Source organism: Pseudomonas sp. 65/3-MNA-CIBAN-0223, assembly GCF_040310425.1.
GTDB lineage: Bacteria > Pseudomonadota > Gammaproteobacteria > Pseudomonadales > Pseudomonadaceae > Aquipseudomonas > Aquipseudomonas gregormendelii.
The window spans coordinates 1-19265 of record NZ_JBEOPV010000012.1 but is presented as its reverse complement, the minus strand read 5'-3'; the positions used below and the strand labels follow the sequence as shown (position 1 = coordinate 19265).

Here is a 19265-nt window from a genome sequence, read left to right as displayed (position 1 = left end):
CTACTCCACAAACAGGGTGGCGGGTTGTTCGAGCAAGCCGCGAACGGCCTGGATAAACTGCGCCGCGTCCATGCCATCGACCACGCGGTGATCGAAGGAGCTGGAGAGGTTCATCATCTTGCGGATCACGATCTGGCCTTTGACGACCATCGGGCGCTCGACGATTTTGTTCACGCCGACAATGGCCACTTCCGGCAGGTTCAGCACCGGCGTGCTGACGATACCGCCCAACGCGCCAAGGCTGGTCAGGGTAATGCTCGAGCCGGACAGCTCGTCGCGGCTGGCCTTGCCATTACGTGCAGCGCTGGCCAGGCGCGAGATTTCTGCGGCGTTGTCCCACAGGCTGCGGGCTTCGGCGTGACGCACCACCGGCACCATCAAGCCGATGTCGGCCTGGGTGGCGATGCCGACATGCACGGCACCAAGGCGGGTGATGACCTGGGCTTCGTCGTCGTAGCGGGCGTTGATCTGGGGGAAATCACGCAGGGCAACCACCAGGGCGCGGACCAGGAACGGCAGCAGGGTCAGCTTGCCGCGGGTCGCGCCGTGTTTTTCGTTCAGGTGCACGCGAAGTTCTTCCACGGCCGTGACGTCGATTTCCTCGACATAACTGAAATGGGCGGCGCGCTGGGTGGCGTCCTGCATGCGCTGGGCAATCTTGCGGCGCATGCCGATCACCGGGATTTGCTCTTCGTCGTTACGCGGCGCGTACGCGGCGGTGACGCTCGATGCGCTCGACTGACCTTGCGCCAGGTAGGCGTCGAGGTCTTCGTGCAGCACCCGACCGGCAGGGCCGGTGCCACGCACCAGACGCAGCTGGATGCCCAGATCAAGCGCATGTTTGCGCACGGCCGGAGAGGCCAGCGGGCGTTCATCGGCCTCGCGAGCGACTATCGGGCCCTGGCAAACAGCTGCTCGTGGCGGCGCAGCGGCGACCGGTTTGTGTGCTACAGCGGCTTCGACTTTCGGTGCCGGTGCTTCTTTTACAGCGGCAACCACCGGCTGGGCCGACTCTTTGACGTTGCCGGCGCCTTCGACCTCAATGCTGATCAGGACGCTGCCGACCGCCATGACTTCCCCGGGCACGCCGCCCAGTGAAATCACCTTGCCATGAACCGGCGATGGAATATCAACCATCGCCTTGTCGGTCATGACATCGGCCAGCACCTGGTCCTCGACGACCAGGTCACCGACCTTGACGTGCCATACCGACAATTCCACTTCTGCAATGCCTTCGCCAATGTCCGGCATCTTGATAACGTGCGTGCCCATTCAGACCTCCATAACCCGATGCAAAGCCGCGCCCACTCGGGTCGGGCCAGGAAAATACGCCCACTCTTGCGCGTGCGGGTAGGGGGTGTCCCAACCGGTGACGCGCTCGATGGGCGCTTCCAGGTAGTGGAAGCAGTGTTCCTGCACCAGGGCGGCCAGTTCGGCGCCGAAACCGCAAGTGCGGGTCGCTTCGTGAACGATCACGCAACGTCCGGTCTTCTTCACCGATTTGACGATGGTTTCCAGGTCCAGCGGCCACAGGCTGCGCAGGTCGATGACTTCAGCGTCGATGCCGGTTTCTTCCGCGGCAACTTGCGACACATAGACCGTGGTGCCGTAGGTCAGGATGGTCACATCCTTGCCCGGACGCGCAATCGCGGCCACGTCCAGCGGTACGGTGTAGTAGCCATCCGGCACTTGCGCCGACGGGTGTTTCGACCAAGGGGTTACGGGGCGGTCGTGATGCCCGTCGAACGGGCCGTTGTACAGGCGCTTAGGCTCCAGAAAGATCACCGGGTCATCGTTCTCGATTGACGCGATCAGCAGGCCCTTGGCGTCGTAGGGGTTGGACGGCATCACCGTGCGCAAGCCGCAAACCTGGGTGAACATCGCTTCGATGCTCTGGCTGTGGGTCTGGCCACCGTAGATGCCACCGCCGCAAGGCATGCGCAGGGTCATCGGAGCGGTGAATTCGCCCGCCGAGCGATAGCGCAGGCGCGCCGCTTCGGAAATGATCTGGTCGGAGGCCGGGTAAACGTAATCGGCAAACTGGATTTCTGCCACCGGACGCAGGCCATAGGCACCCATGCCGACGGCTACGCCGACGATGCCACTTTCGGAAATCGGCGCGTCGAACACCCGCGAGGTGCCGTATTTGGTCTGCAGGCCTTCGGTGCAACGGAACACGCCGCCGAAGTAGCCCACGTCCTGGCCGAAGACCACGACGTTGTCATCACGTTCAAGCATCACATCCATGGCCGAGCGCAGGGCCTGGATCATGGTCATGGTGGTCGTGGTCATGGCGGTTTCCAGCTCGATATTGTTGTTGTGATCGTTCATGTCAGATCCCCAACTCCTGACGCTGGCGCTTCAAGTGCTCCGGCATCTCTTTGTAGACATCCTCGAACATGGTCGCGGCGCTCGGAATCTGGCCTCCGGCGAGGGTGCCGTACTTCTCGGCTTCTTTCTGCGCGGCAATGACTTCGGCTTCCAGTTCGGCGCTGACGGCGACGTGTTCCTCTTCGGACCACTGGCCGATCTTGATCAGGTGCTGTTTGAGGCGCGCAATCGGGTCGCCCAACGGGAAGCAGCTCCAGTCGTCGGCAGGTCGGTATTTGGATGGATCATCGGAGGTGGAGTGCGGGCCGGCGCGGTAGGTGACCCATTCGATCATGGTTGGGCCAAGGTTGCGGCGGGCGCGTTCGGCGGCCCAGGCAGAAGCCGCGTAGACCGCGACGAAATCGTTGCCATCGACCCGCAGGGAGGCAATGCCGCAACCTACGCCACGACCGGCGAATGTCGTGGCTTCACCACCGGCAATCGCCTGGAAAGTCGAGATCGCCCACTGGTTGTTGACCACGTTGAGGATGACCGGTGCACGGTAGACGTGGGCGAAGGTGAGGGCGGTGTGGAAGTCCGACTCAGCGGTGGCGCCGTCGCCGATCCACGCCGAGGCGATTTTGGTGTCGCCCTTGATCGCCGAGGCCATGCCCCAACCCACGCCCTGTACGAACTGGGTGGCGAGGTTGCCGGAAATGGTGAAGAAGCCGTAATCCTTGACCGAGTACATGATCGGCAGTTGGCGTCCCTTGAGCGGGTCGCGCTCGTTGGACAGCAGCTGGCAGATCAGGTCCAACAGCGGCACGTTGCGCGCCATCAGGATGCTCTGCTGGCGATACGTCGGGAAGCACATGTCATCGACATTCAGCGCCAGGGCCTGGCCGCTGCCGATGGCTTCTTCGCCAAGGCTTTGCATGTAGAACGACATTTTCTTTTGACGCTGGGCAACCACCATGCGGTTGTCATAGATGCGCGTCTTGAGCATGGCGCGCATGCCTGTGCGCAGGATCTCGGACGGTACGCCTTCAGCCCATGGACCCAGGGCATTGCCCTGGTCGTCGAGCACGCGAATCAGGCCCTTGGCCAGGTCTGCGGTGTCGGCCGGTTCAACGTCGATTGGGGGTTTGCGCACCGTGCCGGCATCGGTCAGACGCAGGTAGGAGAAGTCGGTTTTGCAGCCTGGGCGACCCGAAGGTTCGGGCACGTGCAGGCGCAGCGGTTCGTACGCTTGATTCATGGCTTCTACGCTCGATCTTGTGAATTTCTTGTAGTGAGCTGACGGTCATTCTTCTGTGGAAGAAATCTTGTCCTACAACAATCATAGGCCGGCTCAAGAAGAATATTTCTCTCTGTTTCGTTGCGCCGAAGATCATTTGAGGATAAAAAACCTGCATAAACATAAAAAACAGGTGATTTTGTCTCATGCGCAAACTGGACCGTACCGACATCGGCATTCTCAACAGCCTTCAGGAGAATGCGCGCATCACCAACGCCGACCTCGCGCGCTCGGTCAACCTGTCGCCCACCCCGTGCTTTAACCGGGTCAAGGCGATGGAAGAATTGGGCCTGATTCGCGAGCAGGTCACGCTGCTGGACGCCGAGCTGCTGGGGTTGCACGTCAACGTGTTCATTCACGTCAGCCTGGAAAAACAGGTGGAGGAGGCGTTGCAGCATTTCGAGGAGGCGATTTCCGATCGCCCGGAAGTGATGGAGTGCTACCTGATGGCCGGCGACCCGGACTATCTGATCCGGGTGCTGGTGCCGACCATTCAGTCGCTGGAGCGTTTCATGATGGATTTTCTGACCAAGGTGCCGGGGGTGGCGAACATCCGCTCCAGCTTTGCGCTCAAGCAGGTGCGCTATAAGACCGCGCTGCCGTTGCCGGCGAATGGGTTGACGCTGGCTACCTGAAGATCAAAAGATCAAAAGATCGCAGGCTGCGCCAGCTCCTACATTGAGCCTATGCGCCGCCTCAATCCCGTAGGAGCTGTCGAGAGAAACGAGGCTGCGATCTTTCGCAGTCAAAATGTATTCAGCGGGATTTTCAGGTAACTCACGCCATTGTCTTCAGCCGGCGGCAAATTCCCCGCCCGCACATTCACCTGAATCGCCGGCAGTAACAGGTTCGGCATGCCCAAACCGGCATCGCGCTGGTTGCGCATGGCCACAAACTCGCTTTCGTCGACGCCGTCACGCACATGAATATTGCTTCGGCGCTGCTCACCAACCGTGGTCACGCAGTTGGGCTCGCGGCCCTCTGGCGGGTAATCGTGGCAGACGTACAAATTTACGCCGGCCGGAAACGCCAGGAGCTTCTGGATGGAAGCGAACATCTGGTTCGCGTTTCCCCCTGGAAAGTCGCAGCGGGCGGTGCCTACGTCCGGCATGAACAGCGTATCGCCCGCCAGAATCAGCGTGCTGTCGATCAGATAGGCCATGTCCGCCGGGGTGTGCCCGGGCACGTGCAAGGCCGTCGCCTTGAGATTGCCGATCATGAATGACTCGTCCGGTGCAAACAGGTGATCGAACTGCGAGCCATCGACGGCAAACCCGGGCTCCAGGTTGAACAGGTGCTTGAATACGTCCTGGACCTTGCTGATCGACTGGCCAATCGCGATCTTGCCGCCCAGTTCGCGACGCAGGTAGGGCGCCGCTGACAGGTGATCGGCATGGGCGTGGGTTTCCAGCAACCACTGCACCTGCAATTGGTGAGTACGCACAAATGCACTGATGCGATCGGCCTGGACCGTACCGGTCCGACCGGCCGCCGCGTCGTAATCCAGCACCGGGTCGACGATGGCGCAGGCACTGCCATCGCCCTCGTGGATCACGTAGCTCCAGGTCGATGAGGCAGGGTCAAGAAAAGCTTCAATCAGGGCAGGCATGTTGGCCGGTTCTTTGTTGAACAAGCGGTCAGCGTAGATTCATTTGCCCCGGATTGGCCAGCCCCTGGCAATTGGGGGAAGGAAAAATCGCGCCCTGGCTCTATCCTGTACACCAGCGATACTGGGCGTTCCCGGCTTTTCATGGATTAAGATTTTTTATGCTACTGGCAATTTTTTTTGGTTGGGTGATGGGCCTGGTCCTTGGGTTGACCGGGGCGGGGGGCGGCATTCTGGCGGTGCCGGCGCTGGTATTGGGGCTGGGCCTGAGCATGACCCAGGCAGCGCCCATTGCCTTGTTTGCCGTGGGCAGTGCGGCCGCAGTGGGCGCCATTGACGGTCTGCGCCACGGGCTGGTGCGTTATCGCGCAGCGTTGCTCATTGCGCTGCTGGGGGCGATCTTTTCGCCGGTGGGGATTTTTTTCGCTCATCAGCTTCCGGAAAAGGCCCTGATGATGCTGTTCAGCCTGCTGATGATCATGGTCGCCTGGCGCATGCTGCGTCGCGAGCGCCAGGGCGAGGGGCCGAGCGACCACGGCCATGCCAACTGGGGCCAGAAAAACTGCATGCTCGACCAGCAGACCGGGCGCTTTTCCTGGACCGCCAAATGCACCGCGACCCTGGCCGCGTTGGGCGCAGTCACGGGAGTGGTGTCCGGCTTGCTTGGGGTAGGCGGCGGGTTTCTGATCGTCCCGGCGTTCAAGCAACTGACCGACGTGCAGATGCGCGGCATCGTCGCCACTTCCCTGATGGTGATCAGCCTGATCTCGGCCATCGGTGTGATCGGCGCTTTCCACGCGGGAGTGCGCATCGAAGGCCTGGGCGTGAGCTTCATTATCGCCAGCATCGTCGGCATGATCATCGGCCGGCGATTCTGTGCGCGGGTCCCGCCCCGGGCGCTGCAGGTCGGGTTCGCCAGCCTGTGCCTGGTCATCGCGGCCTGTATGTTGCTGCGCGCAAGCGTCTGAGCGTCTTACACCCTAAGTGGCGGGCCCAGGCGCGGGCCGGTCTTACGCCCAACTTGCCGCCTCACGCCAGCCAGTCCAAAGCACCTGCTGATCGCCCCAAAGGCAGCGTATGACGCCGCCGGTGCACTTTCGATAATCGCCTCCGACATCCAGTCCCCGCTGCGGAGCGCGTCATGCACAACAATAAGAATTTCAAGCATCGTTATTTGCCTGCCCTGATCGCCAGCCTGTCGGCCCTGGGCTTGAGCCCGATGGCCCAAGCCGAGATCGTGCTGTACGACAAGGACCAGACGACTTTTTCCACCGACGGCTACATCAACGCCTTTTACGTCAACAGTGATGTGGACCGCGAGGGCGAGCAGTACGACCGGCGCCAGTCGCGGGTCAAGATGGGCTTCCTGCCCAATTACCTGGGCTTCAACATGGGCAAGCAGATCGATGACCTGAAGCTCGGTGCGCGCGCTTCGTTCTGGGTAACCATCAACGACAGTCAAACCAATGGCACCGACACGGCCATCGACGTCCGCCAGTTCTACGGCACGGTCGCCAATCCCGAATGGGGCGAGGTGCTGATCGGCAAGGACTTCGGCCTGTTTGCCCGCTCCAACATCCTGCTCGACGAACTGCTCGCCGGTTACGGCCAGGTCAGCGATACCCTGGGCCTGGTGGACGGTGGCGGCGTGTCGTTCGGCAATATCGGCAGTGGTTATCCGTACCCGTTCCCCACTTCGCAGATCACCTACCGAACGCCGGTGATGGACGGTTTGCGGGTGGCGGTGGGGATCATGGACCCGGTGGACACCAACGACAGCAGTCCGACGGGCAAGGCCTACCAGGAGAACCCGCGAACCGAGAGCGAGATCACCTACCAGTTCGACCTGGCCGGTGCGCAGATCTACAGCTGGGTCAACGGCAGCTACCAGACCTCGGACAACACTGACTCAAGCGTCGAGTCCGTGACCTCCAAGGGCGTTGGTTACGGTGTGCAGGCGAAGATGGGTGGCTTGTCGCTGACCGGTTCCGGCTTCCAGGCCAAGGGCATCAACCCGTTCTTCACCAACAACGCCGGGGAGCCGACGTTGCGCAACGTCGACAGCGACGGTTACCTGCTGCAGGGCTCTTACAAACTCGGCAAGAACCGCCTGGCGCTGTCCTATGGCAAGACCCAGGACGACGGCAATGGCGTGGTCGGCAGCGGCGCGGATTACGAGACCCGCGGTATTGCGCTGTTCCATGACGTCAACAGCAACCTCAAGCTGGTGGCCGAGTACAACCAGTTCGAAATCAACGGGCACGACACCAGTGCGCAAAATGAAGACACCGATACCTTTGCAGTGGGGGCGGTGTTGACCTGGTAAGAGCAAATTCGCCCCCCCTTGTAGGAGCGAGCTTGCTCGCGATGGACGCACAGGCACCGCGTGTATGCAGGCAGTCCCCGTTATCGTTAACGTCCATCGCGAGCAAGCTCGCTCCTACAGTGATGGGGGCACAGGTCTCGCGTGTATGCAGGCAGGTCGCGTTATCGTTAATGTCCATCGCGAGCAAGCTCGCTCCTACAGGGGGGCGTGTTTGCGATATTCGGTGCGACTCTCATCCCATCGAAGCGGCTACCCGCTACCCAAGTAGCATAGGTCGCAGCCTGCCGGGTTCGTACACTCGTGCCTCATACACGCGCACCTGCGGGAGGCGACAATGCAGCAGGTTTACAGTGACGGTGTGGTCAGTGCGATGTCCCAGGCCACCGATGCCCAGCAGGTGGCCCAGGAGCTGGCGCGGCAGTTGCTGCATCCGCACTTGGGCTTCGTGCTGTTCTTCTGTTCCGCCGAATACAACCTGCAGGCGCTTGGCCAGGCATTGCAGCAGAGCTTTGGCGGGATTCGCCTGGTCGGTTGCACCAGCGCCGGGGAAATCACCCCGCTGGGCTACGGACGCAATTGCGTGACGGCGGTGGGGTTTGATCATCGGCACTTCTCCATCGACGCTGAGCTCATCGATGAAATGGAGCGTTTCAGCCTGATCGACGCCCAGCAGATGGTCGAGCGACTGGTCAGCGGTTGTCGCAGCAATACCCTGGCACCGATCAAGGGCAACAGCTTCGCCCTGACCCTGCTCGATGGCTTGTCGAGCCGTGAAGAAATGGTCCTGGCTGCCCTCAGCGCCGCCTTGGGCGATATCCCGCACTTTGGTGGCTCGGCCGGTGACGACAACTATCTCACGCGTACCCACGTGTATTTCGGCGGCGAGTTCCACAGCGGCGCGGCCGTGGTGGTGCTGGTCAACACCTGGCTGGATTTCGAAGTGTTCACCACCCACCACATTCTGCCCCGGGCGGAAAAACTGGTGGTGACTGGCGCCGACAGCGCGTCGCGGCGGGTCTTTGAGCTCAATGCCGAGCCCGCCGCCGAGGAATACGCCCGGCACATCGGCGTGCCGGTGGCCGAGCTCGATCACCGGATCTTCGCCGCGCACCCCTTGGCGGTGCGCATCAACGACCAGTACTACGTGCGGGCCATCCAGCAGGTTCATCCGGACCTGAGCCTGAGTTTCTATTGCGCGGTGGAAAACGGCATCGTCCTCACGGTCATGACGCCGGGGCCGATGCTGCCCAACCTGCAAGACCTGTTCGACGGCTTGCACGAGCGACTTGGCGAGCTGCTGCTGACCCTCGGCTGCGACTGTTTCCTGCGGCGCATGGAGCTGGAAAACAGCGGCAACCTGGAGCAGGTCGGGGCATTTTTGCGTGACCAGCGGGTGATGGGTTTCAACACCTACGGAGAACAGTTCAATGGCATGCATATCAACCAGACCTTCACCGGCGTTGCCATTGCCCGGGGCCGCAGCCCTGGACAGCGCTGAACTCCAGGCGCAACTCGCCAGCCTGCGGCACGAAAACCACAAACTGCAGCGGATCAACAGCGCGCTGATCGAGCGCATCGAGTCGGGCGTCACCCGGGGCAATGATCCCTACGCGGCCTTCCAGCACTCAGTGGTACTGGCCGAGCAGGTGCGTGAGCGCACCGATGCGTTGAACCAGGCCATGGCCGAGCTCAAGTCGGGCAACCATTTGCTCAGCGAAGCACGCCTGCGCGCGGAAACGGCCCACCAGCATTTGATCGACGCCATCGAAAGTATTTCCGATGCATTCGTGCTGTTCGATGCCGACCAGCGCATCGTCCTGTTCAACAGCCGCTTCAAGGCGTTCTGGATCCATAGCCGCGTGCGGATCAATGCGGGCATGCGCCTGGCCGAGGTCAAACGGCTGATGAGCGCGACCGGGCTGTTCACCGAAGAGCCTCGTGGGCACGCCGACGAAAGCCTGTTGTATCGTCTGCAGGACGGGCGCTGGTTGCAAGTCAGCGAGCGGCCGACCCAGGAAGGCGGCCGGGTGATCCTGTTTACCGACATCACAGACGTCAAACTCAACGAGACCCTGCGCCGCGAGCAGGCGGTGGCGCAAAAATCCCACCTGTTGCAGCGTGCGGTCGACAACCTGTCCCAGGGTGTGGCGATGGTCAATGCCGACGGCGTGCTGGAACTGTGGAACCGGCGCTTCCTCGAATTGAGTGGCCTGGCGCCCGTGGCGGCCCACCGACCGTTTGCCGAGGTGATCGCCGACAGTGAACTGCACCTGTTGACCCCTGCCAGCCGCGACGTCAACGGGCGGCCGGTGCAGGAGTGCGAACAGCGCCTGTACGATGGCCGGGTGCTGGAAATTCGCACTCACCCGCTGCCCACCGGCGGCTTCGTCAACACCTTCACCGACATCACCGAACGCTACCAGCACGCTGAAGCCCTGAGCGAGAGCGAGCGCTGGATTCGCCTGATCACCGACCACGTGCCGGCGCTGATCGCCTACCTCAATGCCGACCTGGTCTACGAGTTCACCAACAAGGTCTACGAAGAATGGTACTGCTGGCCCCGGGGCGTAATGCTCGGCCAGAGCCTGCGCGAGGTGCACAGCGAACAACATTATCAGCGCCTGGAAGCCTATGTGGCCCGGGCCCTGGCCGGGGAGAGCGTGACGTTCGAGTTCGCCGAAACCAATATCAATAACCAGGAGCGCTACATGTTGCGCTCCTACGTGCCCAATCGCCTGGCCACCGGGGAAGTGGTGGGGATCTTCGTGTTGATCCGCGACATCACCGAGCGCCGCCGTACCGCCGAGGCGCTGCATCAGGCGTATCAGAACCTGGAGCTGCGCGTGCGTGAGCGCACGGCGGAACTGACCACCCTCAACGACCAGTTGCTGCGTGAAATCGATGAGCGTCGACGAGTGGAGTCGCGGCTGCGCGAGGCCAAGCTCGAAGCCGAACAGGCCAACCTGTCGAAGACCAAATTTCTTGCCGCGGTCAGCCACGACCTGCTGCAACCACTGAATGCCGCGCGTCTGTTCACCAGTGCCTTGCTTGAGCGCCGGGAGCCGATGGCCAACGAAATCCTGGTGCGCAACGTCAGCAATTCGCTGGAGGACGTGGAAAACCTGCTGGGCACCCTGGTGGATATTTCCAAGCTTGATGCCGGGGTGATCAAGGCCGACATCGCGCCGTTCGCCCTCAGCGAACTGCTGGAGAACCTCGCCGCCGAGTACACCCAGGTGGCCCGCAGCGAGGGACTTGAACTGCACTTCATCGGCTGTTCGGCATTGGTGCGCAGCGACATCCAGTTGCTCGCCAGGATCCTGCGCAACTTGCTCAGCAACGCCATTCGCTATACCTACAGCGGTCGTGTGGTGCTGGGTTGTCGACGGCATCACCAGCGCTTGTCGATCGAGGTCTGGGACAGCGGCATGGGCATCGCGGAGAACCGCCTGGAGGAGATTTTCCAGGAGTTCAAGCGCGGCGATGTGCAGCGTCCGGATCAGGATCGCGGCCTGGGGCTGGGCCTGGCGATCGTGGAAAAAATTGCCGGGATACTCGGGCACCGGATTCACGTGCGTTCATGGCCGGGCAGGGGGTCGATGTTTTCTGTCGAGGTGCCGATCAGCGCGACTGCGCCCAAGGCGTTACCCAACCCGTTGATGAGTGAGCCCATGCTGGAACGCCTGCGCGGGGCACGGGTATGGGTGCTGGATAACGACGCCGCCATTTGCGCGGGCATGCGCACGTTACTGGAGACCTGGGGGTGTGTGGTGGTCACCGCGTTGTCAGAGCAGGACCTGGCGAGGCAGGTGGACAATTACCACCAGGACGCCGATCTGCTGATCGCCGATTATCATCTGGATAACGAGCAGAACGGCGTGGACGCTGTGGCCCGCATCAATGCGCGCCGGGCCTGCACGATCCCGGCCATGATGATCACCGCCAACTACAGCAACGAGCTGAAACTGCAGATTCGCGAGCTGGGCCACACCCTGATGCACAAGCCGGTGCGGCCAATGAAGCTGAAGACGGCGATGAGTCATTTGCTTGGCAGGCCTTGAGCCTTGAGTCTTGAGCCGGTACTGCCGGCCTGCTCGCGATGGGCACGATCCGATCTTGCAGGCCACTTAACGCCGCAGGTATGAACCGAAATCTATATCCCCTGCACTCAAGATCGCCTGCACCCGATTGTGCACATTGAGTTTGCGCAGAATCGCCGATACGTGCGCCTTCACCGTGGTCTCGGCGATTTCCAGGGTGTAGGCGATCTGCTTGTTCGATTCGCCCTTGGTCATGCGCTCCAGTACCAGCAACTGCTTGCGCGTCAGCGCCTGGAGCAGTTCCGGGGGAAAGCTGGGCGTATCGTTCATCCGCCGATGGGTGCCGCTTTTCTGCGTGCGAATGATGTCCGGCGGCAGGTAGACGTTGCCGTTGAGGATCTGCTGGATGGCCTCGGTCATCTGCACCCGTGGCGAGGATTTGGTGATGAAGCCCACCGCGCCATAGGTGATGGCTTGCAGCACGATCTGTTTGTCCTGTTCGGCTGAGACAATCACCACCGGAATGGTCGGCGCCTCGTTGCGCAGGTTGATCAGGCCATTGAGGCCATGCATGCCGGGCATGTTCAGGTCGAGCAGGATAAGGTCCAGGTCGTCGTGGTCCTGGGTCAACAGCAGGGCGCTGTCCAGGTCGGCGGTTTCCATCACTTCACTGCCGGGGAATCCGTCGCTGATGACATTGTGAATGGCTTCGCGAAACAGCGGGTGATCGTCGGCAATCAGAATTTTGTACATAGCCTTTCACCTCATTATTTTGATTATGGTGGGGCAACAACACGCACGCGTAAAGATCAGGGAAAGGGTTCGGGCTGGGCGGGTGTCACGGGCAGGTCGGCCGCCTGCCAGGCGTCCAGGCCGTCGCGGTACCAGTACAGTGTCTTATAGCCCATCGCGGCAGCGCGCTTGACCGCATTCCAGCTCAACCAGCAGTCGGAGCGGCAGTAGAACACCAGTGGTTGTGCCTGATTACCCTGGGTCAAGGCTTCAAGGTTACGCGCGAAATACTCTGCCCAGGCCGCAGTCAGGTCACCGTCACCGGTGTTGGCCAGCCAATGGCTGCCGGGTAGATTTTCGTGGGGCTGGTCTTCGATGAATTTCCCTTGCAGCCATTGGCGGCGGTAGACGTCGATCAACACCGGACGCGGGGTCTGGCTCAGCAGGGCTTGCAGGGCGGCGGTGTCGATGATCGTCGCGCCCTGCGCTTGAGCCGGGGTAGGGCTGCGGTACAACCCGATGCGATAACCGTCGGCTGAGAACAACGCGGTCTCGGCGTGGGCGGTGCAAAGGAGCAAGCTCAGGGACAGCGCAGCGAGTGTGGGACGCAGAAGGCGACGTCGGGCACGGGGCATGGGGGCAATCCTTATAGTTATGCACCCATTACATGCCAGTCGCGGTGCTTTGGGAATGCGACGATAGACAGGAAAACCAGTACTAAAGTAGTAATTTTTACCCTGCGCACCCCGTTCCCGGTGAATGAATGAAGCTCCACTGTCGGGGTGCCCAACACGATGCGGGCTCAGGTTGATTTGCGCAGGGCCGCGTGTTGCGGGTTGAAGGTCAACACTGCGAGCAGCGCAAACACCAGGGTCAATGCAGCACAGACGGCCAGCGCCAGCGGATTGAACCGCTCATACAACGCAAACCGCACCAACTCCACCGCATGAGTAAACGGGTTGATCGCGCACAGCCAGTACAACCACTCACTCGACTCGCGCATCTTCCACAGCGGATACAGGGCCGAAGACAGGAAAAACAACGGGAAAATCACGAAGTTCATCACCCCGGCGAAGTTCTCCAGCTGGCGGATGGCGTTGGACAGCAACAACCCCAGTGCGCTGAGCATCAACGCCACGAGTAGCAACGCGGGCAAGGCGACCAGCAGGCCCATGGCCGGCGGTTGCACGCCGTACACCCAGGCAATCGCCAGGAAGGCATACACCTGCAACAGCGAAATCAGCGCGGTGGCCAGCAGCTTGCTGCCCAGCAGGAAGGTCCTCGGCAGCGGGCTGGTCAACAGCACGCGCATGCTGCCCATCTCCCGGTCGTAGACCATCGACAGCGAGCCCTGCATACCGTTGAACAGCAGGATCATGCAGGCAAGGCCCGGGATGATGTACACCTCGTAGGGGATGTAGGTGTCGTAGGGCTCGATGATCGCGATCCCCAGCGCTGCGCGGAAACCGGCGGCGAACACCAGCAGCCACAGCAAAGGCCGCACCAGCGCGCTGAGGAAACGCGTGCGTTGCAGCACAAAGCGCAGCCATTCGCGCAGCACGATGCCGCTGAAGCATTGCCAGTAGGCATTCATCGTGAAGCTCCCGGGTTGGTCAGGTGCGCGAAAGCCGAACCCAGGTCGCCGCCGTGCTCAAGGCTCAGGGCATCAGCCTGACCGCTGGCGACCAGGCGTCCTTGATGCAGAATCAACAGGTCGTCGCCGGCTTGCACTTCGTCGAGCAGGTGAGTGGTCCAGAGCACGCTGATCTGCTGCTCGCGGCACAGGCTGCGGATATGCTGGTTGAGGGCCAGGCGGCTGGCTGGATCGAGGCCCGCGCTGGCCTCGTCGAGCAGCAGCAGGCGCGGTTCGTGCAACAGCGCACGGGCGATTTCCACCCGGCGGCGGTGCCCGCCATTGAGCTCGCGAACCCGTTCACCGCGCCGCTCGGTCAGGCCCTGGCGGGCCAGCTCGGCATCGACCCGCAGCGCGGTCTGGCGGCGGCCCAGGCCATGCAACGCCGCGTGGTAGCGCAGGTTCTGTTCGACGCTGAGGTCCAGGTCCAGGGTACTTTGCTGGAACACCACACCCAACTGCCTGAGGGCCGGGCGTGGCGTAGTGCGCAGTGAGCACTGGCCCACGACAATGTCGCCGCGTTGCAGGTCGTAGAGTCGGGTGAGCAAGGCGATCAGCGTGGATTTGCCGGCGCCGTTGGGCCCCAGTAATGCGGCAAACCGCCCTGGCGCCAGGCTGAAACTCACCTTGCGCAGCGCCTCCCGCGCGCCGTAGGCAAAACTCAGGTCGCTGACCTCCAGCGCGTTCATGGCGTTCATGGCGTGACCACCACGCCCCACGGATAACGTCCAACCTTGACCGACTTGCTGACCTTGAGGCTGTCGACATCGATCACCGATACGTCACCGCTGACCCCGTTGGTGGCCAGCAGCTGCTTCTGATCCGGGGTAAACGCCATCTGCCAGACTCGCCGGCCCACCAGCAGGTAATCGAGGATCTCGAAGGTCTTGGCATCAATCACCGCCACATGATTGGCCGGGCCGAGGGCAACGAAGCCGTATTTGCCATCGGCACTGAGCTTGATGCCCACCGGCTGCACCTTGTCCGGGTGCACACCCTTGATCTGGAACGTCAGGGTCTTGAGCACCTGGCGGGTTGCAACGTCGAGAATGGTCACCGTGCCGCCGATTTCCGCCGAGGCCCACAATTGCGCACCGTTTGGGGTGAACTCGACGAAGCGCGGGCGCTGGTCTACCAGCGTGCTGTCCGCCAGGGTCTGGGTGCTGGTGTCGATCCAGTGCAGCATGTTGGTGGTTTCGCTGGTGTTGACCGCCCATTTGCCGTCGGGACTGACGGCCATGCCTTCGGGTTCGACGCCGACACTGATCTGGCCCAGCACCTTGGAGGTTTCGGTGTCGATCACCGTCACCAGCGCATCGTCTTCGTTGGAGACATACAACCAGCGATTGTTAGGGTGCAGGGCGAACTGCTCGGGGTCCTTGCCGGATGGCAGTTCCTTGATGATCTTGCGCGTGGCGACGTCCATGACCTGCACGCGATCCGAGTCGCTGGCGCAGATGTACAGCAGCGTGTTGTCGTGGGACAGCAACAGGCCTCGTGGACGCTGGCCGACGGGCAGGGTATCGGTGACTTGCAGGGTCTGCATGTCGATCAGGCTGAGGCTGTTGTCCTTCTCGTTGGAGACCCAGGCGGTGCTGGCCGCGGCATGCCCGGCGGCGAGCAGCAGGGCGCATGAGAGCAGGGTGCGGCGCATGGCGAATTCCTTTTTGTTGTTGTTGTAGTTTTTGAAAGTCAGGGGTCAGGGAAAGCGGCAGCTGACCTCGGGCTTGTCGTAGCCCAGGCTGTCCATCTCATTGAAGGGGTGCAGAAAGCCGTCCTGGGGCGAGGTGCTGACCAGCGCCCGGGGTTGCACGACAGGAATGGGCTGGCGCAGTTGACCGTTCCACGGCCGATAACTGAGCTTGCGGCCCTTGAAACCGTCCAGGGGCAGTTGATCGCTGAGTTGCAGCTGACGGATTGCCAGGGGATCTGCCTGGCGCAGCTTGCTCACCGCGCTGGCGACGCTGCGCACGGCGATCCAGGCGGCAAAATCCCGGTCGTTCATCCAGCGTCCGGCCAGGGCTTCGAAACGCTTCTGCAACTGCGCGGCGCCGTAGGTTTCCACGGTTTTGTGCCAGCCCACCGGGGTCAGGCCCTGAGTGCCGGCGACGGGGCGTGGGTACCAGGTCTGGTAGGGCACGTATTCACCAAAGTCGCCGCGCTCATCGGCTACCAGCACCACGTCGTACTCGGCGGTCTGGGTGAACAGTGGCATGTCGGCCTGGGCGCTGCGGCGCTGGTCGTTGTCGAAACTCCAGGCTTTCTCCGCCACCAGCTTCAAGCCGAAGCGTTTCGCTGCACGCCGAAGGGCCGCAGCATAGGCTTGATCGTCGGCGGTCGGGCCGACGATCAGCAGCGCCCGCTGCCATTTGCGCACCACCAGGAATTGCGCCAGGGCGTCCGCCAGCATCGCCCGGCTCGGCAGGCTGTGCAGCACGTTCGCCAGGCAGTCGGTGGTGCGCAAGCTGTCGTCGGGGCTGCCAGCGTTGAACAGCAGGCTGTCGGGCAGGGCCGCACTGAGTTGGCGCAGGCTGTCGACCGGGGCGTTCACCACGAACAACCGCAGACCTTGCCGGTATTGCGCCTGGGCGGCCTCGAGCAGGGCTTGCGGGCTGTCGGCACTGCCGTCGACCAGGGTGTAGCTCTGGTTGAGAAAGCGCCCGGTACTGTTGCTGTCGGTGATCGCCAGTTCGGCGCCGCGCAAGCCGGCATCGACCGGTTCGGCAATGATGTTCGACAGCAAGGGACCCGGGTCGGGGCGATAACCCAGGTAGCCGATCCGCACCTGCAACGGCGCCTCGGCGGCCCGGCTGTGAGCGGACGGCAGGGCGGTGCAGGCGATTACCAGCAGGCAGGTCAGGGCGTAGGGGGCTAGCTGGCGCATGGTGCACTCCGTTCCAGGTAGCGCCAGCATAGGAACCCGAAGGGCGATAAGAAATATGCAGAAAGTACCAGTCAGCCAGTACCAAGGTAGTAACTCCACCTGCGCAGCGCGGTTTTAGCATGGGTTGTAACAGCCACGACCTCTGGAGGCGCTGGGCAATGCGGATTTTCAAAGCGCTACTGCTGCCGTTCCTGCTGATCCTCAGCCTGATCGGCGTGGATAAACTGCATGGCTCGCGCCCCGCGCCGCTGGCGGTGTTCTCCGCGACGCCGGGGCGCTAGGCATGTCGGCGCTATGGCGAATCAACCTCTGGGTGTGCGGGTTTTTCACCCTGGTGACGCTGGCGTGCACGGGCTTGCTGTTGCATCAGGCGCTGGCGGATGTGGAGCGAGAACTGCAATCGGCCCAGGCCGTGGTCGAGTACCTGAGTGAAACGGCCGGGCGCGACCCGGCCAGTTTGCAACCCGGGCTCACCCGCAGCTTGCGGCATGTGCGGGTGCGCTGGCTGGAACCCGGCGAAGCGCCTCGGGCGGGCACCCAACATGGCCCGGACGCGTGGCTTGCCAGCGTGCTGTTTGCCCAGGCGCGGCACCACGAGCGGGTGCTGGAGCTGCAGGATGGCCGTCGGGTGCAGATTGCGGTCGATCCGCGTGACGAGATCGACGAGGTCTGGGATTCCCTCCAGCAACTGTTGGCATTGTGCGGCCTTGCGCTGCTGGTGAGCCTGCTGACCATTCGCTGGGCGGTTGGCCGCGGCATGGGCCTGCTCGATGAATTACTCCGAGCACTGAAGCAAGTCTCCGACGGCCAGCTCAAGGTGCGCCTGCCCACCAAAGGGGTTCCTGAAGCACGGCAGCTGGCGACGCATTTTAATCAGATGGCCCAGGCGCTGGAGCAGGCTTGCGCCGATAACGCGCATTTGACCCGGACCTTGCTGGCAGTGCAGGAGCAGGAGCGCACTCATCTGGCGCAGACCCTGCACGACGACCTCGGCCAGTACCTGGCGGGTATTCGCGCCCAGGCCTGTCTGCTGCGCTGGGTCGCGGACCAGCCGCAAGCAGTGGAACGCACGGTGCGCGAACTGGAACACCACTGCGAGCATCTGCAGCAAGGATTTCGCGCCCTGGTGCAGGACCTTTACCCGGTAGTACTGCAGCATCTGCCCCTGGAGCAGGCAGTGGCTTTGCTGGTGGAGCAATGGCAGGTGCGCCAGGGCATCGAATGCCAGCTGCGGGTCAGCGTGCAGATGCCAGCGTTGTCCAGCAGCAGTAAAACCCATCTTTATCGACTGCTGCAGGAGGCCTTGACCAACATCGTGCGCCATGCCGATGCCAGCCAGGTGCGGATCCGCCTGCAGCATCAGGGTGGGCGCTTGCGTTTGCTGGTGCGCGACAACGGCCGAGGCGCCCGGCAACCGCAGCAACCGGGCGTCGGCCTGTACTCGATGTGCGAGCGCGCCCGCAGCCTGGGCGGCGTGCTGCGGATTATCAGCTATCCCGGTGCCGGTTGGGCGCTGGCCTTGAACATGCCATTGGAGGTGTGATGAATATTCTGCTGGTTGATGACCATGCCGTGGTCCGCCAGGGCTACGCCAGTTTGCTGCGCGCGCTGCTGCCCGCCCTGGAGGTGCGTGAAGCGGCCACTGGCGAAGAGGCTTTGATCCGCGTCCAGGAAGCAGTACCGAACCTGGTGATCATGGATTTTGGCCTGCCAGGCATCAGCGGCCTGGAGACCACCCGCCGCCTGCGTCAGCGCCTGCCGCAATTGCGTGTGCTGTTTTTCAGCATGCACGATGAATTACCGCTGGTGCGCCAGGCACTGGAAGCGGGTGCTGCGGGTTACCTGACGAAAAGCTCGGCACCTGAGGTGCTGATCGAAGCCGTGCGGCGCATCCTGGCCGGGCACGCCTATATCGAACAACCCCTGGCCACGCAACTGGCCTGCCATCCGCAACACGACGCCAGCGACCCGCGCCTGAAGAGCATGACCCAGCGCGAGCTGGAGATTTTCGTGATGCTCGCCAAGGGCACCCCGGCCCGGATGATTGCCGAGCAATTGAGCATCAGCGCCAAGACCGTCTCCAATCACCTGACCTTGCTCAAGAGCAAACTGCAAGTCAGCTCCCACGCCGAGCTGGTGCATCTGGGCATCGATATGGGAGTGGTGCGCAAGGCGGGGTGAAAGAACACACCCATTTCCACGGTAGAAGCGAGCTTGGTCTGCCCACAAAATGTTGTACATCAATCATGACGTTTGGGAGGCAAACCATTGTGTAGGAGCTGACGAGTGAAACGAGGCTGCGATCTTTTGATCTGGTTTAGCCACCACCAAAATCAAAAGATCGCAGCCTCGTTTCACTTGGCAGCTCCTTGTATGTTGACCCAGCACCCAGCGAGAGAGGTCTAAGCTCGTTGGTGCTGACATACAAAGATGTGTT

Annotated in this window: 18 protein-coding genes; 8 read left to right on the top strand and 10 right to left on the bottom strand. The window is 62.2% G+C overall.

The features are described 5' to 3' along the window. Genes AAEZ09_RS16295 through AAEZ09_RS16285 form a run of 3 tightly spaced genes read right to left on the bottom strand, consistent with a single transcriptional unit; the run spans position 1 to position 3568 of the window. Positions 1–1272 (bottom strand): dihydrolipoamide acetyltransferase family protein, encoded by a 1272-nt coding sequence (locus AAEZ09_RS16295; protein WP_350600032.1) that lies wholly within the window; start codon positions 1270–1272, stop codon positions 1–3. After that, positions 1273–2331, bottom strand: a complete 1059-nt coding sequence (locus AAEZ09_RS16290; protein WP_045057695.1) for an alpha-ketoacid dehydrogenase subunit beta — start codon at positions 2329–2331, stop codon at positions 1273–1275. A gap of 1 nt (position 2332) precedes the next feature. After that, a complete protein-coding gene (locus AAEZ09_RS16285; protein ID WP_350600030.1) occupies positions 2333–3568 on the bottom strand; it encodes a 3-methyl-2-oxobutanoate dehydrogenase (2-methylpropanoyl-transferring) subunit alpha in 1236 nt (411 codons plus the stop codon). 185 nt (positions 3569–3753) lie between these two features. On the opposite strand from AAEZ09_RS16285, the gene bkdR reads away from it, so the two are divergent. After that, positions 3754–4242 (top strand): Bkd operon transcriptional regulator BkdR, encoded by a 489-nt coding sequence (gene bkdR / locus AAEZ09_RS16280; protein WP_122839594.1) that lies wholly within the window; start codon positions 3754–3756, stop codon positions 4240–4242. 110 nt (positions 4243–4352) lie between these two features. Here bkdR and AAEZ09_RS16275 read toward each other — a convergent pair whose 3' ends face one another. Further along, positions 4353–5216 (bottom strand): MBL fold metallo-hydrolase, encoded by an 864-nt coding sequence (locus AAEZ09_RS16275; protein WP_350600028.1) that lies wholly within the window; start codon positions 5214–5216, stop codon positions 4353–4355. A 158-nt stretch (positions 5217–5374) separates the two neighbouring features. Here AAEZ09_RS16275 and AAEZ09_RS16270 point away from each other — a divergent pair, with 158 nt between their 5' ends. The 4 genes from AAEZ09_RS16270 (at position 5375) to nahK (ending at position 11600) form a co-directional block, all read left to right on the top strand. After that, positions 5375–6181, top strand: coding sequence for a sulfite exporter TauE/SafE family protein (locus AAEZ09_RS16270; RefSeq protein ID WP_045057698.1), 807 nt, complete (start codon positions 5375–5377; stop codon positions 6179–6181). Between the two features lie 173 nt (positions 6182–6354). Then, positions 6355–7539: a porin gene (locus tag AAEZ09_RS16265; protein WP_350600027.1), complete on the top strand. Its 1185-nt coding sequence runs from the start codon at positions 6355–6357 to the stop codon at positions 7537–7539. Positions 7540–7873: 334 nt separating this feature from the next. Continuing rightward, complete coding sequence (nosP, locus tag AAEZ09_RS16260; protein ID WP_350600026.1) at positions 7874–9037, top strand: nitric oxide-sensing protein NosP; 1164 nt, start codon at positions 7874–7876, stop codon at positions 9035–9037. Next, the gene (nahK, locus tag AAEZ09_RS16255; RefSeq protein ID WP_350600159.1) at positions 9006–11600 is read left to right on the top strand and encodes a hybrid sensor histidine kinase/response regulator NahK/ErcS'; all 2595 of its coding nucleotides are present in this window, start codon (positions 9006–9008) and stop codon (positions 11598–11600) included. The genes nosP and nahK overlap by 32 nt, the downstream gene beginning before the upstream one ends. 66 nt (positions 11601–11666) lie before the next feature. Here nahK and AAEZ09_RS16250 read toward each other — a convergent pair whose 3' ends face one another. The 6 genes from AAEZ09_RS16250 to AAEZ09_RS16225 all read right to left on the bottom strand — a co-directional run bounded on the left by AAEZ09_RS16250 (position 11667) and on the right by AAEZ09_RS16225 (position 16828). Beyond that, positions 11667–12332: a response regulator gene (locus AAEZ09_RS16250; protein ID WP_045057702.1), complete on the bottom strand. Its 666-nt coding sequence runs from the start codon at positions 12330–12332 to the stop codon at positions 11667–11669. A gap of 56 nt (positions 12333–12388) precedes the next feature. After that, positions 12389–12946, bottom strand: coding sequence for a PQQ-dependent catabolism-associated CXXCW motif protein (locus AAEZ09_RS16245; protein ID WP_205892750.1), 558 nt, complete (start codon positions 12944–12946; stop codon positions 12389–12391). A gap of 167 nt (positions 12947–13113) precedes the next feature. Continuing rightward, positions 13114–13905, bottom strand: a complete 792-nt coding sequence (locus AAEZ09_RS16240) for a lanthanide ABC transporter permease protein PedC (RefSeq protein ID WP_350600024.1) — start codon at positions 13903–13905, stop codon at positions 13114–13116. Beyond that, positions 13902–14633 carry a lanthanide ABC transporter ATP-binding protein PedB/LutE gene (locus tag AAEZ09_RS16235; RefSeq protein ID WP_045060437.1) on the bottom strand — a complete coding sequence of 244 codons (732 nt, stop codon included), beginning with the start codon at positions 14631–14633 and terminating at the stop codon, positions 13902–13904. The genes AAEZ09_RS16240 and AAEZ09_RS16235 overlap by 4 nt, the downstream gene beginning before the upstream one ends. A 5-nt stretch (positions 14634–14638) precedes the next feature. After that, entirely contained in the window at positions 14639–15598 is a 960-nt protein-coding gene (locus AAEZ09_RS16230; RefSeq protein WP_045060438.1) for a YVTN family beta-propeller repeat protein, read from the bottom strand. A gap of 45 nt (positions 15599–15643) precedes the next feature. Then, positions 15644–16828, bottom strand: coding sequence for a lanthanide ABC transporter ABC transporter substrate-binding protein PedA1 (locus tag AAEZ09_RS16225; protein WP_350600023.1), 1185 nt, complete (start codon positions 16826–16828; stop codon positions 15644–15646). Between the two features lie 158 nt (positions 16829–16986). On the opposite strand from AAEZ09_RS16225, the gene AAEZ09_RS16220 reads away from it, so the two are divergent. Genes AAEZ09_RS16220 through AAEZ09_RS16210 form a run of 3 tightly spaced genes read left to right on the top strand, consistent with a single transcriptional unit; the run spans position 16987 to position 19009 of the window. Then, positions 16987–17109: a hypothetical protein gene (locus tag AAEZ09_RS16220; RefSeq protein WP_269082902.1), complete on the top strand. Its 123-nt coding sequence runs from the start codon at positions 16987–16989 to the stop codon at positions 17107–17109. A gap of 2 nt (positions 17110–17111) precedes the next feature. Next, entirely contained in the window at positions 17112–18371 is a 1260-nt protein-coding gene (locus AAEZ09_RS16215; protein WP_350600022.1) for a HAMP domain-containing sensor histidine kinase, read from the top strand. After that, positions 18371–19009 carry a response regulator gene (locus AAEZ09_RS16210; protein WP_350600021.1) on the top strand — a complete coding sequence of 213 codons (639 nt, stop codon included), beginning with the start codon at positions 18371–18373 and terminating at the stop codon, positions 19007–19009. The genes AAEZ09_RS16215 and AAEZ09_RS16210 overlap by 1 nt, the downstream gene beginning before the upstream one ends. Positions 19010–19265 lie beyond the last annotated feature (256 nt).